At 62.9% G+C, this 16,678-nt stretch carries 12 protein-coding genes; 7 read left to right on the top strand and 5 right to left on the bottom strand.

All coding sequences use genetic code 11. The annotated features are described in order from the left end of the window. Positions 1-117: 117 nt before the first annotated feature. The 3 genes from B5525_RS41305 to B5525_RS41295 all read left to right on the top strand — a co-directional run bounded on the left by B5525_RS41305 (position 118) and on the right by B5525_RS41295 (position 3,917). Complete coding sequence (locus B5525_RS41305) at positions 118-876, top strand: SDR family NAD(P)-dependent oxidoreductase (RefSeq protein ID WP_079574458.1); 759 nt, start codon at positions 118-120, stop codon at positions 874-876. An 83-nt stretch (positions 877-959) separates the two neighbouring features. Continuing rightward, entirely contained in the window at positions 960-3,065 is a 2,106-nt protein-coding gene (locus tag B5525_RS41300; protein ID WP_079572080.1) for a molybdopterin oxidoreductase family protein, read from the top strand. A 69-nt stretch (positions 3,066-3,134) separates the two neighbouring features. Further along, the gene (locus B5525_RS41295; protein ID WP_079572079.1) at positions 3,135-3,917 is read left to right on the top strand and encodes an enoyl-CoA hydratase/isomerase family protein; all 783 of its coding nucleotides are present in this window, start codon (positions 3,135-3,137) and stop codon (positions 3,915-3,917) included. 166 nt (positions 3,918-4,083) lie between these two features. Here the strand turns inward: B5525_RS41295 and B5525_RS45140 are convergent, their stop codons facing one another. Next, a complete protein-coding gene (locus B5525_RS45140) occupies positions 4,084-4,254 on the bottom strand; it encodes a hypothetical protein (protein WP_154073744.1) in 171 nt (56 codons plus the stop codon). Positions 4,255-4,640: 386 nt separating this feature from the next. Here B5525_RS45140 and B5525_RS41290 point away from each other — a divergent pair, with 386 nt between their 5' ends. Continuing rightward, a complete protein-coding gene (locus B5525_RS41290) occupies positions 4,641-5,426 on the top strand; it encodes an alpha/beta fold hydrolase (RefSeq protein ID WP_079572077.1) in 786 nt (261 codons plus the stop codon). A gap of 306 nt (positions 5,427-5,732) precedes the next feature. Beyond that, entirely contained in the window at positions 5,733-6,008 is a 276-nt protein-coding gene (locus tag B5525_RS41285) for a DUF3303 domain-containing protein (protein WP_079572076.1), read from the top strand. 137 nt (positions 6,009-6,145) lie between these two features. Here the strand turns inward: B5525_RS41285 and B5525_RS41280 are convergent, their stop codons facing one another. The 3 genes from B5525_RS41280 to B5525_RS41270 all read right to left on the bottom strand — a co-directional run bounded on the left by B5525_RS41280 (position 6,146) and on the right by B5525_RS41270 (position 10,406). Continuing rightward, positions 6,146-6,574, bottom strand: coding sequence for a GlcG/HbpS family heme-binding protein (locus B5525_RS41280; RefSeq protein ID WP_079572074.1), 429 nt, complete (start codon positions 6,572-6,574; stop codon positions 6,146-6,148). A 29-nt stretch (positions 6,575-6,603) separates the two neighbouring features. After that, on the bottom strand, positions 6,604-9,549 hold the full coding sequence (locus tag B5525_RS41275; protein WP_079572073.1) for an FAD-binding and (Fe-S)-binding domain-containing protein: 2,946 nt from the start codon (positions 9,547-9,549) through the stop codon (positions 6,604-6,606). 119 nt (positions 9,550-9,668) lie between these two features. Further along, positions 9,669-10,406: a GntR family transcriptional regulator gene (locus B5525_RS41270; protein WP_079574456.1), complete on the bottom strand. Its 738-nt coding sequence runs from the start codon at positions 10,404-10,406 to the stop codon at positions 9,669-9,671. A 124-nt stretch (positions 10,407-10,530) separates the two neighbouring features. On the opposite strand from B5525_RS41270, the gene B5525_RS41265 reads away from it, so the two are divergent. Together B5525_RS41265 and B5525_RS41260 are read left to right on the top strand one after the other, a co-directional pair. Then, positions 10,531-11,736 carry a pyridoxal-phosphate-dependent aminotransferase family protein gene (locus B5525_RS41265; RefSeq protein ID WP_079574455.1) on the top strand — a complete coding sequence of 402 codons (1,206 nt, stop codon included), beginning with the start codon at positions 10,531-10,533 and terminating at the stop codon, positions 11,734-11,736. 86 nt (positions 11,737-11,822) lie between these two features. After that, positions 11,823-13,106, top strand: coding sequence for an MFS transporter (locus B5525_RS41260; RefSeq protein WP_079572071.1), 1,284 nt, complete (start codon positions 11,823-11,825; stop codon positions 13,104-13,106). Between the two features lie 231 nt (positions 13,107-13,337). Here B5525_RS41260 and B5525_RS41255 read toward each other — a convergent pair whose 3' ends face one another. Next, the gene (locus tag B5525_RS41255; RefSeq protein WP_079572070.1) at positions 13,338-14,018 is read right to left on the bottom strand and encodes a DUF2270 domain-containing protein; all 681 of its coding nucleotides are present in this window, start codon (positions 14,016-14,018) and stop codon (positions 13,338-13,340) included. Positions 14,019-16,678 lie beyond the last annotated feature (2,660 nt).

The following is a 16,678-nucleotide window of genomic DNA, read 5'->3' as shown; positions in this document are numbered from 1 at the left end:
CTGTCATGCCCCGCGAAGGCGGGGCATCCAGTAATCGCAGGATTAGCGGATGAACGCGGACGCCGGCGTTTACTGGATCGTCCGCTTTCGCGGACGATGACTACCGAGGGGGACGACATGGCCGGCACCAAAGAACTCGGCGGCAAGGTCGCCATCGTCACCGGGGCGGGACGCAACATCGGCCGCGCCATCGCGCTGACGCTGGCGGAGGCCGGCGCGTCCGTTCTGGTGAATGCCCGCAGCAATCGCGCCGAAGCGGACGCCGTCGCGCGCGAGATCGAGGCCAGGGGCGGCAAGGCGCTCGTTCATATTGGCGATGTCGCCGACGCCGCGGCCATGCAGGCGATGGCGGACACGGTGATAAAACAGTTCGGCCGCATCGATATCCTCGTCAACAACGCGGCGCTGCGGCGCGAAAGGCCGTTCGCCGAGATGAGCTATGCCGAGTGGCGCGAAATCATGGATGTCACCCTCGATGGTACCTTCCATTGCGTGAAGGCCTGCCTCGCTGCTTTGCAAAAGAGCGGCGCGGGGACCATCGTCAATATCGGCGGCCTCTCCGCGCATACCGGCGCCAAGGACCGCGCCCATGTGGTGACGGCCAAGGCGGGGATCATCGGCTTCACCCGGGCGCTGGCCTGCGACCTGGCCTCCGACGACATCACCGTGAATTGCGTCGTTCCGGGCCTGATCGGCACGCCGCGGCCGAAGGACAAGCCGGAACCCGCGCATCATATGACCCATCAGACCCTCACCGGCGCCCGCGGCAGACCGGAGGACGTCGCCGCGGCCGTGCGGTTCCTGTGCGGCCCCGGGGCGCGCTATATCACCGGCCAGGCCATCCACAGCAATGGCGGGGCCTACCTCGGCGCGTAGCGCATGGGGCGCTGCTGTTTTCGTCGCTGGATGCCGGATAAATGCGCTCGGCGGTCCCCCATTTTGATGGTAGCAATCAGGGCATGAACCAGCAGGCCAAGATAGACATTCGGCATTCCACCTGTCCGCACGATTGTCCGTCGGCCTGCGCGCTCGATGTCGAAGTGATCGACGGTTCGACCATCGGGCGGGTGCGCGGGTCCAAGCAGCAGACCTATACCGCCGGCGTGGTCTGCGCCAAGGTCGCCCGTTACGCCGAGCGCATCCATCATCCCGACCGGCTGATGCACCCGATGCGCCGCACGGGCGCGAAGGGCTCCGGCCAATTCGCGCGGATTTCCTGGGACGAGGCACTCGACGAAATCGCCGATCGCTTCAACGCCGCCGAACGCGAGTTCGGCGCGGAGTCGGTCTGGCCCTATTACTATGCCGGCACCATGGGACTGGTGATGCGCGACGGCATCAACCGCCTTGCCCATGTGAAGAAATATTCCCGCTTCTACTCGACGATCTGCGCCAATGTCGCCCGCGTCGGATTTGCGATCGGCACCGGCAAGATCGCCGGCGTCGATCCGCGCGAGATGGGCGTCTCCGACCTGGTCGTGATCTGGGGCACCAATCCCGTCAACACCCAGGTCAATGTGATGACCCATGCGATGCGCGCGCGGAAAGAACGTGGCGCCAGGATCGCGGCGGTCGACATCTACAACAACGACACCATGAAGCAGGCCGATATCAAGATCGTGCTGCGGCCCGGCACCGACGGCGCCTTCGCCTGCGGCGTGATGCATGTGCTGTTCCGCGAAGGTTTTGCGGACCGGGCCTATATGGAGCGCTACACCGACTGCCCCGCCGAGCTCGAGGCGCATCTGGCCACCCGCACGCCGGAATGGGCGTCCTCGATCTGCGGCGTGCCGGTCGCGGAGATCGAGGCTTTTGCGCGCCTGGTCGGCCAGACCAAACGCTCGTTCTTCCGGCTCGGCTATGGTTTTACCCGCAGCCGCAACGGGGCGGCGCAGATGCATGCGGCGTTGTGCATTCCGGCGGTGACCGGCGCCTGGCAGTACGAGGGCGGCGGCGCCTTCTTCAACAATTTCGCGCTGTGGAAATTCAACGAATCCATCATCGAGGGCCATGACGCGATCGATCATTCGACGCGGGTGCTCGACCAATCCAAGATCGGGCGCATCCTGACCGGCGACGCCGAGGCGCTGCACGGCGGCCCACCGGTCAAGGCGATGCTGATCCAGAACACCAACCCGGTGACGGTCGCGCCCGAACAGGCGCTGGTGCGCAGGGGATTTGCCCGCGAAGATTTGTTCATGGCGGTGCATGAGCAGTTCATGACCGAGACGGCTCAAATGGCCGACATCGTGCTGCCCGCGACCATGTTCATGGAGCATGACGATCTCTATTACGGCGGCGGACACCAGCACATTTCGGTTGGCGCCAAGCTGATCGAACCGCCCGGCGAATGCCGCTCCAACCATTGGGTGTTGCAGGGCCTCGGCCGCCGCCTCAACGCCGTGCATCCCGGGTTCGAGATGACGCCGCGCGAACTGATCGACGCCACCCTGAAGAAGAGCGGCCATGGCGACATCGCAACGCTGGAGGCGGATCTCTGGCGCGACCTGCAGCCGGATTTCCGCACCGCACATTATCTCGACGGTTTTGGGCATGCCGACAAGAAATTCCATTTCAAGGCGGACTGGGCACATCCGCCATTCGGCCGGCTGATGGGCGAGTTCGAGAAAATGCCGGCGCTGCCGGACCACTGGACCATCATTGAGGAGGCGGATGAGGCCCATCCGTTCCGGCTCGCCACCAGCCCGTCGCGCAGTTTCCTCAATACCTCCTTCAACGAGACGCCGTCGTCGCAGGCCCGCGAGGGCGCGCCTTCGGTGATGATCCACCCCGCTGACGCTGCCTCGCTTGGAATTGCCGATGGCGACGCCGTCACCCTCGGCAATGACAGGGGCGAGACCACGCTGACCGCGAAACTGTTCGAGGGCCTTCGCCGTGGTGTTCTGATCGCGGAATCGATCCAGCCGAACAAGGCCCATATCGGAGGCCGCGGCATCAACACGCTGACCGGCGCCGAGGCGGTGGCGCCGATCGGCGGTGCTGCATTCCATGACAACAAGGTCTGGATGAAGAAGGCCGCGGTATCCGCGAACCCGGCGGTTTAAATCGTCCTTGCAGTCCTGCCCCGTCCTGCCGTTAATGTCCGCCGACAGTGCAGAGAAGCGAGCAGGACAATGACCGACACCAACAGCGTCGTGTGCGAGAAGCGCGGGCAGGCATTCTGGATCACCATCAACCGGCCGGACAAGCGCAACGCCCTCAATGGCGAGGTGATATCAGGCATCGCCAAAGGCTATCGCGACGCCCATGACGACAAAGACGTCCGCGTCATCGTCCTGACCGGGGCGGGCGACAAGGCATTTTGCGCCGGCGCCGATCTGCAGAATTCGGGCGCTGCCTTCGCGATGGATTTCGCCAGGCCCAATGTCGACTACGCCGATCTGTTGCGGCTGTCGCAGAACGCGACCAAGCCCGCGATCGCGCGGGTCGGCGGCGTCTGCATGGCCGGCGGCATGGGCCTGTTGTGCATGACCGACATGGCGGTATCAGCCGACCACGCGATGTTCGGCCTGCCCGAGGTGAAGGTCGGCGTGTTCCCGATGCAGGTGATGGCGCTGTTGCAGGAGGTCGCGCCGCGCCGCCTGATCAACGAGTGGGCGCTGACCGGCGAGCCCTTCGATGCGAAGACGGCGCAGGCCGCGGGACTGCTCAACTACGTGGTGCCGTCGGCCGAGCTCGACGCCAAGGTCGACTGGCTGATCGGCCGCATCGTCGACAAATCGCCGACCGCGATCCGCCGCGGCAAATACGCCATGCGCGCAATCGCCTCGATGTCGTTCGACGAAAGCATCGCCTATACCGAAAGCCAGATCGCGCTTCTGGCGCTGACGGAAGACGCCAAAGAGGGCCTCAAGGCGTTCGGCGAAAAGCGCAAACCCGTTTGGCCGGGGAAGTGAACCCCAATCGTTGTCCCCGCGAACGCGGGGACCTACGCCGTGGCGCGTCTTTTGAAAGACGCTGTTCGAGGACTTTTACGCAACGGCCGACGGGCTCGACACCATCGACCTGACGGCGGCAAAAGCATTGTTGCACGATCTGCGCTGATCCGCGGTGCCTGGAAGCTCAGTCCAGTGTCAATTTTGCAATTGGTGCAGTCCCCGACGTGATGCGGCAGTCCCTGTCAGGCGCGACGACATCGCGAATTAGGATCGTGCCCAGCGACAGCAGCGTGCCGATAGCGAGCGCGCTGGCGGTGACTGCTACGTAGGACTTCTTTGCGGACATATGCGGCATCTGCCAACTCCCCACAACACAACTCGCACTAGAACGCGGTTCTGAGTCGGGCGATTTGGTGGCGCTTCTGCTTAATCGGGAAAAAGCGGGTGCATAACCGCGATGATCGGCGGCGGGGGCGGCTGACCGCAATGATGCATCGCTCTCGCATGCGGCCGACGGATGTCCGCTATTCGGGGTAAACCAGACTCCTCGGTTGCATGGCGAAAACAACGCGATTGACCCAACCCGGACCACACAATTATTTCTCCGATAGGCGCGTGCGCTAAAGTACAACCTAACCTAGATTTCGTGCGTCGGCTCCAACACATGAGGTCGCTTATGGCACTACAGAGCGTTTGGCCGCTTCCAGAGGGCATCAAATCGGTCGAAGTGAACGGATATCCATGGCTTACCGGGAGAGCGGAGGCGGAACACCGCTCGTTCTGGTACATGGCGTGATCAATGACTATCGGCACTGGAATCCTCAGATCGAGCCGTTTGCTGCGCACTATCGCACCGTCGCCGTCAGCCTTCGGCATTACTTTCCCGAGCCATGGGATGGACGTGGCGACGACTTTTCCATACTCCAGCATGCCGACGATGTCGCTGAGTTCATTCGCAGACTTGACCTTTCGCCTGTTCACTTGCTTGGCCATTCGCGCGGCGGTGCGGTGGTGCTCCATGTCGCCGCGCGTTACCCTGAGGTGATTAGGACATTGATCCTGGCGGATGCAGGCGGACTCGAGGAGCTATTGCCAGACACGCCTGAAAGCCGCGCCATGGCGGCCGAAAGGCAAACAAATGCCGAGCGCTTGGCGGCCGATCTGGCCAAAGGTGATCGTGACGCCGCATTGCGAGCATATGTCGACGCGCTAAGCGGGCCGGGGCGATGGGATCAGATTAGCGCCGACCAGAAGCTAATCCATTTGGACAATGCGGTACCCTCAACCCGCACCGAACCGAGACCAAGCCTTGCACGCGAGGCGATCCGCAAATTCCGATTTCCCATCCTGCCGATCGTAGGCGAGAAGAGTCCAAAACGTTCCGAGGAGACGCTCCGAGCGATGCGGCTCTGCCTGCCTGACAACATGGAAGATTTGATCATCATACCCAATGCCGCCCACGGCATGAACCGCCAAAACGCTCAGGCGTTTAACGCGGCGGTGCTTGGATTTTTGTCGGGTCGATAAGTCGCCCGACCGACATCGGATTGTGAACTCAGACAACTCTGGTTGAACTACCGCTTTTGGCACTTTTGAGACATTTCGGCGGACACTGAAAAGGTCTGCTCATGGGGAAGACCAGAAGTGGCCGGCCCATTGTCAAAACGGGGGCTTTTGACCCAAGGCGACATTCGGTCTCGTCATTGTTTAAGGCACAATGCCTGTCGGCTTTCGCCACCAGCTCGATTTGTATGAACCTTTGGAACCGTTGCCAGACGTATCCTGTGTGCCACGAATTATGAGGTACCCTCTTAGACAGCAAAGGCATTTATTATGAAGTATATTATCAGCTGGACGGTGCCGCAAAGCACGTTCAATGCGGCGGTTGCGCGATTCCTCGAGACCGGCGGTGCCCCACCCAAGGGCGTTACGATGCTGGGGCGTTGGCATGGAATGGATAGCCGGGGATTTGCGGTCAGCGAATCGACCGATGCGAAAGCCATGTATGAGTGGGTCGCCCAATGGGCCGACGTGCTCCAGTTGACCGTCACACCTTGCGTCGAGGATGCTGACGCGGGCGCGGTCATGGCGTCATTACCCAGGCGTTGATTCCAATCCACAAGGTAGCCACCAAGTGAACGACGATCGGCGGGTTTGAATTGAGAGCCGCCTTCGGGCGGCCTTTTTTTAGCTGCCTTTGCGGTGGGTGACATCCGCTCACGCCTGTAAGCAGCGCGGCTCGCCTGCTATCCCGGATTGGCCTTCAACCCCGCCGCCTCGATGCCGGCGATCGCGCAGGCTTCGTCATTGTCCGAGGTGTCGCCGCTGATGCCGACGGCGCCGAGCAGCACGCCGCCGCTCTGGATCAGCACGCCGCCGGGCACCGGGATCAGCCGGCCTTGCGCCAATGTGTTCACCGCATCGACAAAATAGGCCTGCTCCTGCGCACGCTGGAACAGCGCCCGCGAACCCATGCCCATCGCGAGCGCGCCATAGGCCTTGCCGTGGGCGATCTCGCTGCGCAGCAGGCTGGTGCCGTCCTGCGCCGCGGTGATTTTGACGCAGCCGCGCGCGTCGAGCACCGTGACCACGAGGGGCTTGAGCTTCTTCTCGATCGCCTTGGCGAGCGCGGCATCGAGAATCTTGCGGGCGACATCGAGGGTCAGTTCGGACATGGATCGGTTCCTTTGCGGTTGACGAGGATTTAAGGGGTCGGCGGCGCCCTGTCGAGGCTCATCGCCAGCACGCGGGCGACGTGAACGGCCGCGCGGTCCGTGCCGTCGGCAATCTGGTGCCGGCACGAGGTGCCGTCGGCGACGATCAGCGCGGCGGCTTCCGCACCGCGCACTGCCGGCAGCAGCGAGAGTTCGGCCATGTCGATCGAGGCCTGATAGGTGTCGGCGCCGTAGCCGAAGGCGCCGGCCATGCCGCAGCAGCTGGATTCGATGGTCTCGACCTTCAGATCCGGAATCAGCCGCAGCGTCTGCTCGACCGGCTTGAAGGCGCCGAAGGATTTCTGATGACAGTGGCCGTGCACCAGCGCCTTGCCGGCGACAGGGCCGAGCGGCAGCGCAAGACGCCCGGCCTCGGCCTCGCGTACCAAAAACTCCTCGAACAGCAGCGCCTGCGCGCTGATGCTTTTTGCGGTGTCGTCGGAGCGCAGCGAGAGCAGTTCGTCGCGCAGCGTCAACAGGCAGCTCGGCTCGAGACCAATGATCGGAACGCCGCGCGCGGCGAACGGCGCATAGGTCGCCACCAGCCGGTCGAGTTCCACGCGCGCCTGATCGACCAGACCTGCCGACAGAAACGTCCGTCCGCAACATAACGGCCTTCCGCCATCGGCGGGCCGGGGAATGTGGACGCGATAGCCGCCGGCGACCAGCACGCGCAGCGCGGCGTCGAGGTTTTCGCGCTCATAGGCGCGGTTGAAGGTATCGGCGAACAGGATCACTTCGTGGCCATCGGCCGGGCCGACCGTCTCGGTCTCGGATCTGAACACATCGCGCCGCCATTCCGGCAAGTTGCGCTGCGCGCTGATGCCGGCGAATTTCTCGAACCATTTTCGAAGCAGGGGGCTTTTATTGCGCCAGTTCGCGAGCGGGGCGAAGCGCGCGGCGAGGCTCGCATAGCGCGGCAGATAGCCGACCAGCCGGTCCCTGAGCGACAGCCCATGCTTCGCCGCCCGCGCGGCCAGAACCTCGATCTTCATCCTGGCCATGTCGACGCCGGTAGGGCATTCCAGGCGGCAGGCCTTGCAGGAGACGCAGAGTTTCAAGGTGTCCATCATCTCGTCGGAGGACAGCGCGTCGGCACCCAACTGGCCGGAGATCGCCAGCCGCAGCGTATTGGCGCGGCCTCTCGTGACATCCTTCTCGTTGCGGGTGGCCCGGTAGGAGGGGCACATCACGCCGCCCTCGAGCTTGCGGCAGGCGCCGTTGTTGTTGCACATCTCGACCGCGCCCTGAAAGCCGCCGCCGGCGCCGGGCCAGGCCGACCAGTCAAGCGCGGTTGTCAGCTCGCCGACCCGGTAGTCCGGCGGATAGCGAAACAGCGCGCGGTCATCCATCTTCGGCGCGTCGACAATCTTGCCGGGATTGAGCACATTGCCCGGGTCGAAGCGGTGCTTGACCTCCCGGAAATCCTCGATGATGCGGGAGCCGAACATGGTCTCGTGGAATTCCGAGCGCACCAGGCCGTCGCCGTGTTCGCCGGAATGCGATCCCTTGTATTCCCTGACCATCGCAAAGGTCTCTTCGGCGATGGCGCGCATCGCCTTGACGTCCTTTTCCAGTTTCAGGTTGAGCACCGGGCGGACGTGCAGGCAGCCCTCCGAGGCGTGCGCATACATGGTGCCGCGGGTGCCGTGCCTCGCAAAGATCTCGTTGAGCCGCGCGGTGTAGTCGGCGAGATGCGGCAGCGGCACGGCGCAGTCTTCGACAAAGGAGACCGGCTTGCCCTCCTGCTTCATCGACATCATGACGTTGAGGCCGGCGGCGCGAAACTCGGCGATGCCGGTCTGCAAGGCCGGTTCTGTGATCTCGACCACGCCGCCCCATTTGCGCTGGGGATTGTTCCAGCCGAAGCCGAGATCGGCCATCAGTTCGCCGAGCGCCTTCAACCGGCCGAGATTGTCGGCCTGGTCCTCTTCGGCGAATTCGACGATCAGCGCCGCATCGGGATCGCCGCGCACGGCGGTTCCGATGATTGGCTTGAACATCTCGATCTCGCGCCCCAGCGACAGCATGGTGCGATCGACCAGCTCCACCGCGATCGGGCGGAGTTTTACCAGGTGCTGGGCGGCGTCCATCGCCTCGTAAAAGCTGCCGAAGTGGCAGACGCCCAAAACCTTGTTGCGGATCACCGGCCAGAGTTTTAGTTTGACCTGGGTGGTGAAGGCGAGGGTGCCTTCGGAACCCACCAGCAGGTGCGCCAGATTGTTCGGCGTGTTGCGCGGCACCAGCGCATCGAGATTGTAGCCGCCGACGCGGCGCTGCACTTTCGGGAATCTTTCGGCGATCTCGTCGGCCTCGCGGGCGCCGAGATCGAGCATGTCGCGAAACAGCGCAAGCCCGCTGTCGCCAGCGTTCGCTTGCGCCAGATCGCGGGCGACCTCGCCGAAATGCAACAGCGTGCCGTCGGCCAGCGCTGCATCCATTGAACGGGTGTTGTCGCGCATGGTGCCGTAGCGCAGCGAACGGCCGCCGCAGGAATTGTTGCCGGCCATGCCGCCGATGGTGGCGCGCGACGCGGTGGAGACGTCGACCGGAAACCACAGGCCGTGCTTCCTGAGCTGGCGGTTGAGGTCGTCGAGCACGATGCCGGGCTCGACCACGCAAGTGCGGTTCTCGACGTCGAGCGAGATGATACGGTTCAGGTGTTTGGAGAAATCGACGACGATGCCGTCATTGACGGTCTGGCCGCATTGCGACGTTCCGCCGCCGCGCGGCGTCACGATCCGCGTGGCGTCGCGGGCAATCGCCAGCACCCGCAGCGCCTCGTCGATGGTTTTCGGCACCACCACGCCCGCCGGCATGATCTGGTAGAACGAGGCGTCGGTCGCATAGCGGCCGCGGTTGAAGGCATCGAACAATACGTCGCCCGAGATTTCGCGCTTCAGCCGGTCTTCGAGTGTCGTTGAGCCCTTGGCCATCCTGTCCCCGTTACGGCTGCGGCTGGATTATGCTTGCCCGGAAGCCGAGCGGGGATGAAATGCAGCCGTCCAGCTCGCTTTTGGATTTTGAATGCAAAATTGGGTCTGATATGGGCCGATCAGGCCGGCTCGGACGCTGCCGGCGCGCCCTCATTCAGATGTTCGACTGCCGCAGTCCGCTTGTTGCGCAGGTGCCTGAACAGGATATCGCTGAGCTCGCTGCCGGCGCGGCGCCGCAGCGCGTCCAGGATGGTCTCGTGCTCGCGCATCGCCTCGCCCCAGCGCTCCCGCTGGCGGGCGAAATTGGCGGCGTAGCGGATCCGGCGAATCCGTCCCGCGAGGCTCGCATAGGTGCTCTTGAGCGCCGCATTGCGCGAGGCCTCGACGATCTTCTGGTGGATCTCCTGGTTGACCCGAAAATAGCCGTGCATGTCGCGGTGCAGGTAAAAGCCGTACATTTCGTAGTGCAGCCGCTCGATCTCGGCGATTTCGGCTTCCGTGATGTTTTCGCAGGCGAGCCGCCCGGCGAGGCCTTCCAACCCGCCCATCAGGTCGAACAATTCGGCAAGGTCGCGCTCGCTCAACGGGCGCACCCGGGCGCCGCGGTTCGGCAGCAGCTCGACCAGGCCTTCGGCGGCCAGCACCTTCAACGCTTCGCGCAGCGGCGTGCGCGAGATGCCCAGCATCTCGCAAAGCTGCCGTTCGGGAATGCGGCCGCCGTCCGGAATATGGCCTTCGACGATGTGATCGCGCAGTCGCGTCAGGGTCTCGTCATGCAGCGACTGGTCCTCGCGGTCGGGAACCGCATGGGCCGCAAGTGCGGTCGAGGCGGCGTCACCGGGAATCAGGGGTTTCATGGAGCGGAACATAGGCCCTGGCGGTGGCGCCGTCGATGCAAAAATGTAAACAATTGTTTGGTTGCCGCAGCCAAAATTGAATGCAATATGGGCGAAGGGCCAGATCGAACGTGAGGAAATAGCCATGACAGCGCAGGGACGCCATTTTTTGCAGATTCCCGGTCCAAGCCCGGTGCCCGATCGGGTGCTTCGCGCCATGGACATGCCGGTCATCGACCATCGCAGCGCGCAATTCGCCGAACTCGGCAAGGCGGTGCTCGAGGGCTGCCAGAAGATCTTCAAGACGGCCGGGCCAGTCATGATCTTTCCGTCCTCGGGCACCGGCGCCTGGGAGGCGGCGATCGTCAATACGCTATCGCCGGGCGACAAGGTGCTGATGGTCGAGACCGGCCACTTCGCCACGCTGTGGCAGCAGATGGCGGCGCGCTGGGGTATCGAGGTCGACTTCATCCCGGGCGACTGGCGCCACGGCGTCGACCCCGCCGCGATCGAGGCGAAGCTGGCGCAGGATACCAAGCGGGCCATCAAGGCCGTCATGGTGGTGCATAACGAGACCTCGACCGGCGTCACCAGCCGGGTTGCGGATGTTCGCGCCGCGATCGACCGGACCGGACATCCCGCGCTGTTGTTGGTGGATACGATCTCCTCGCTCGGCTCGGTCGACTACCGGCACGACGAGTGGAAGGTCGACGTCACCGTCGCCGGCTCGCAGAAGGGATTCATGCTGCCGCCGGGGCTCGGCTTCAACGCCGTCTCCGAAAAGGCGCGCGCGGCGGCCAAGACCAACAAGATGCCGAGGTCCTATTGGGACTGGGAAGAAATGCTCAAGCCCAACGCGGCCGGGTTTTTTCCCTACACGCCGGCGACGAACCTGCTCTACGGCCTGCGCGAGGCGATCGCGATGCTGCTCGAGGAGGGGCTCGATCAGGTGTTCGCGCGGCACAAGCGGCTTGCGGCCGCCACGCGCGCCGCCGTCACGCATTGGGGCCTCGAGGTGCTGTGCCTCGATCCGTCGGAATATTCGCCGGTGCTGACGGCGGTGCTAATGCCGCCGGGGCACGACGCCGACAAGTTCCGCAAGATCGTGCTCGACAATTACAACATGTCGCTCGGCTCCGGGCTGAGCAAGGTCGCAGGAAAAGTGTTTCGCATCGGCCATCTCGGCGAATGCAACGAACTCACCTTGATGGGTGCGTTGTCGGGCGTGGAGATGGGGCTTGCCGCCGCCGGCGTGCCGCACCGGGCCGGCGGCGTCGATGCCGCGATGGCCTCGCTGGAAGAGCGGCCGACGACGAATTCTCCCGGGCATCTGAAAGTGGTCAAGACCTGACGCTCGCCATGACCGCGCCGGCGGGCCGGTCGATGCCGCAACAAAAGCAACACACAAAAGCAACAAGAAGTTCGGGAGTGAAACAAATGCGCCTTCGGTTCAAGGCCACCCATGTCGTGCTGGCGATGCTGTGCGTCATGTACTTCATCACCTATGTCGACCGGGTCAATATCGGCACCGCCGCCAGCGAGATCCAGAAAGAGCTTCACCTCAGCAATACCCAGCTTGGCCTGGTATTTTCCGCGTTTGCCTATCCTTACCTTTTGTTCCAGGTGATCGGCGGCTGGATCGGAGACCGCTTGGGGCCGCGCAAGACCTTGTTCTGGTGCGGCTTGATTTGGGCGGTCGCGACCATTGCTACCGGCTTTGTCACGAGCTTGCTGACGCTGTTCATTGCCCGCGTCGCGCTCGGTTTCGGCGAAGGCGCGACCTTCCCGACCGCAACGCGCGCCATGCAGTACTGGACGCCGGCCGACAAACGCGGTTTCGCGCAAGGCCTCACCCACGCCTTCGCGCGGCTCGGCAATGCCGCCACGCCGCCGTTGATCGCGGTATTGATGGCCTGGCTGACCTGGCGGGGCTCCTTCGTCGCGCTCGGGCTCGTCAGCCTCGCATGGGGCGTGGTCTGGGCGCTCTATTTCCGCAACGACCCCAAGGATCATCCCGGAATTACCGATGCCGAACTGGCGTCGCTGCCGCCACGCTCCCAGGACAAGCGGCCCGAGGTTCCCTGGAGGCCGCTGTTGCGCCGGATGTGGCCGGTCACGCTGACCTATTTCTGCTACGGCTGGACGCTGTGGCTGTACCTCAACTGGTTGCCGCTGTTCTTCAAGAACAGCTATAGCCTCGACATCAAGAACTCCGCGCTGTTCGCCTCGGGCGTGTTCTTTGCCGGCGTGGTCGGCGACAGTCTCGGCGGCATCCTGTCCGACCGCATTTTCAAGAGAACGGGCGACGTCCGCTTCGCGCGGCTGAGCGTCACGGTCGCGGGCTTCGCCGGGGCGCTGCTGTCCCTGCTGCCGATCCTGTTTACCCGCGACATCACGGTGGTGGCGCTGTGCCTGTCCGGCGGATTTTTCTTCGCCGAGATTACCATCGGCCCGATGTGGTCGATCCCGATGGACATTGCCCCGAAATATTCCGGGACCGCCGCAGGCCTGATGAACACCGGCTCGGCGCTGGCGGCGATCGTCTCGCCGCTGGTGGCCGGCTACGTGATCGACGTCACCGGCAACTGGTATTTGCCGTTCCTGATGTCGATGGGATTGCTGCTGCTCGGCCTGTTCTCGGCGTTCCTGATGCACCCGGAGACGCCGTTCGAGGAGGACGGGGTCGTGGCTGTCGCACCCGGACCGCTCGCTGCGGAGTGATCGATGTCCGCGAGGCACCGATAGCGGCCAAATTCCGCGGCGCAGTGACATGACGCCATGTGCCAGGAAGAGACTCATGCACCGCAGCAAAACAGCGAAGTTATTCGATCACCTCGTCGGCGCGGGCGAGCAACGAAGGCTGCTGGGGCGGTCAAGAAGCTACGCTTTGGCGTCAGACTGTTCGCTCAACCATGCCGCATTAGCGAGCGTACCGGCTCTTACTCATTGTCACTAACCCATCGCCACCGCTTCGCCCTTGACACCATGCTTGCGTTGGTCGAGCCACATGGTACCGAGCGCGAACGCCAGCCAACCGAAATTGTAGGCAAAGCCTACCATCAGAACGATCCAGCCGGGAATCGGCCCGACGGCGGCGCGATCGGAGAATTCCGCCCAGGTCGCCGCAGGCGTCGGATGGATCGCTATCTTGCCGTAATAGGCAATCACCTGTACGGCAAGAATCCAAACGTAGTTGCGACGCAACCGCCGCCCCGCCGCGCGGACAAACGAAATGTGGTGACGGGGCGCAGTGTAGTCGCGCGCGAGAATCGCCCGCCAGCTATCGTCGCGGGCTTCACCAGTGAATATTGGCGCGTAGAAATTCATCTCCAGCCAGCGAGCCCGGGCGCGCCAAACATTGAAATAGCGATAGCGCCGCGCCTCCATGCCGAGAAACACGGCAATGAGCAGCCCTACGAGCAGGAGGGGCAGGGGTGAAGCCTGCGGGCTGGAAAAGGTCGTTGACAGCGCGATGCCCATCGTGACGATCGCCCAATTGGTCGTGTTGTCGAGCCGCGTTCGCCAGATCGTCGAGCGATAGACTTCGCCCCGGTAGAGATGAGCGATGGCGCCCATTTCGGCGGAATCGAATGTGTGTCGGGGCTTTGCTTCGTTGGAATCCATAGGAGACATGATGGGACTCCTGTTGTCCGAACAATATTTCCACAAATCACCGGCGTTGACCGGGGAGAGTCCACATCATCGACGCCGATGAATCGATCCAGAGATCGTGATGCCACAACTATCCTGAATTACCAGAATCGAGTCCGGGAATAGCGTGGTGCACCGCAATATCCTGATCCAGGTCCCCTTGGGTCAAAAGCGCCGTTTTGACCGCAGCTCGCTCGCTTCCGGTCTACCCCCAACTCCGGACATGTCGCTACACCTTCCCAAGTGACGCGATGTCCCAACAAGCGACATCGCAGGTCTTAGTCTGACATGAAGGAGGCCGCAAACTGCGGCGGCCTTGATCGAAGAAGCGGTCGTGATGTTGTTCAGATATTTGACATCGAACAGAGCGCCCGAGAAGAAGGCTTTCCTCCGAGCGGCCGCGGCTGTGATAATCGCTTACAGTCTCGGAGTATTCGTCCTTTTCCGTTTCTTTTGGAGATGCCCGGAGTTTCGGACGGAGGAAAGCAAAACATCCCGCGCCAGCAAATTAACCCGCTGCCAATTTCAATTTGGCCCAGCGGCCCGAGGTGCCGTTGGGAGCGCAGTTTTGGCGGGCCTCGTTAGTTCTAAACGCGGTTTTTTGTTACTTTAACGCCAGGCTGGTGCAATACCATAAGGTTTCGTTGCTTCTCCAACCGATTGCCAGTCCGGCCGTCGTGCATTCGTTGTAGGTTTTGTAGTGGCCTACGTTTCTGCATGTTGACGAATATACGCCAGCGGATAGGTTGCATCCTACCCAGGGTTTGTTTCCTGATGGAAGGCTTGATACGCAACCATCGACGCAACTGCCGGTGATGGCATTCGGAAGCTTTTCAAGCTGCGCGGTTGGCGACATCGGCGAGGCCGACGACGCTGGGGTGGTTGACGATGTCCGAGGGGATACGGTGCTGCGGGCCACCGCACGCTGCTTCGGCTTCTGTGGCCGGGCTACTTGCTTCGGCGCTTCGACCACGACGTTGGGAAGCGAGGTGGTGGCGCCGCCCGAGGGTGTTGCGTTTTGCGCCATTGCTGTGCTGCTTAGGCCGAACAGCAGCGGTGCAATCGACAAGATAGCGACAGCTAGACTCGCAACGAAGAGTGACGAAATCCTCATAGCTTTGTCCTCCGAAATGCGGGGATCAGCCAATTGCATTCCAGGAGCGCAGGATATCACGTTCTGACGCGAATGGGGCCCCTGCCAATTTCAAATCAGGCCACTAGGGGTCGAAACAGGCCTGTATCTTTCTTTGGTGGTCTGTTCGGCCACTGCGGCGTCGTGGTCGATGGTGCGCGTGGGGCGCGCAGCCGGCGCGGGGGACGGCTCGGGTCCGATGACCTTGGGCGCCGTGGCGCCGTTGACGATAACGATCCGCAGCTCGGGAGGCATGGCGGCGCCTGGGCGTTGTTTCTCGTCGGCCCGCTATTCGCTGTTGATTGGCGGTCTGCATGGAACGGTTCATATCGCCGGGGGTTAAATCGGCGTGTCGCGCCCCCCACTCGACACACCCAACACGGCCCCAGCTGCCCCCCCGCAGGGCCGTTATTTGATGCAGCGTCCGTTGCGAATTGAGTCGCTTTTCCGACTTAAAGGGCGCATCGTCCTGACATCACCGCCCCGCCATCGGCAGTCATCGGTGACTGAGAGTGTTGTGCTCCCGCCTGATCCAGGGTGAGCGCCATGTTCAAAACTTACCAACCCCCGACCCCTATCGAGCGCCCGCACTGTCCCCGCTGCCATACTCGGATGATGCTTGAACGGACCTCCGCGGGGCCAACGGGCTTCGAACACCGGTTGTTCGAATGCCCTAGATGCGATCACGTCGAGATCGACGTCAATGCATCTGATCCCTTCAGGTCAAGGGCGGCGGGTTGGCTTGTGGGTGAACTCAAGCCGCCGAATTGAGGGCCGACGCCATGCTGGACCAACAAAACCAGGGTCCGCAGTGCACCGCTTGCGGTTCCCCGATGAAGTTGTCGGCGATCGAGCCGAGCGCGACGGGCCAAGATTTGCGGACGTTTACCTGCCCGGAATGCAAAAGGGTTCAGCGCCACATTATCGAGAGTGCCGTGACTGAGGCTTGGCCGAAGCGGCAACCTGCCATCAAACCCGGCAATGCCGCCACGCACGAGGTTCAGGACGGGTCCACGATTCCGAAGCTGGTGAGATGAGACCCGCCATGGACGTTTTAGACCACCTTAGCGGAGTTCAAGGTCAGATCATCAGATGCCGTCGCCTTGCGGCTGAGAGCGCCGACCGTGCGATGGCTCAACGGTTCGATCGACTGGCCGACAATCTTGAGCGGCGGGTGCGCGAAGTTGATCGCGCGCTTTGTTCTCCGGAATAGGCGCCCGCAGCGAGAACGAACCCTGCGCCGCGAATGTTGGTGGCACCTGCAACTGGTATTTGCCGTTCCTGAGGTCGATGGGATTGCTGCTGCTCGGCCTGTCTCGCCGTTCCTGATGCACCCCAAAACGCCGTTCGAGCAGGACGAGGTCGCACCTCCCGCGGCAGGCGCGCTCCCGCGGGGTATAAAAACCGGTAAAAGCGTATCTTTTCAGGGATTGACGTCTCCCGCCGGGCAGGGGACAAGCCCGCCGAATAGTGATATTCGAGCGCAGCCAAACCACAAATACCGCCCCCG

The sequence above is a fragment of the Bradyrhizobium erythrophlei genome, assembly GCF_900129505.1.
Lineage (GTDB): Bacteria > Pseudomonadota > Alphaproteobacteria > Rhizobiales > Xanthobacteraceae > Bradyrhizobium > Bradyrhizobium erythrophlei_D.
The sequence above is the reverse complement of the archived record's forward strand: the minus strand, read 5'-3'. Positions and strand labels throughout refer to the sequence as shown.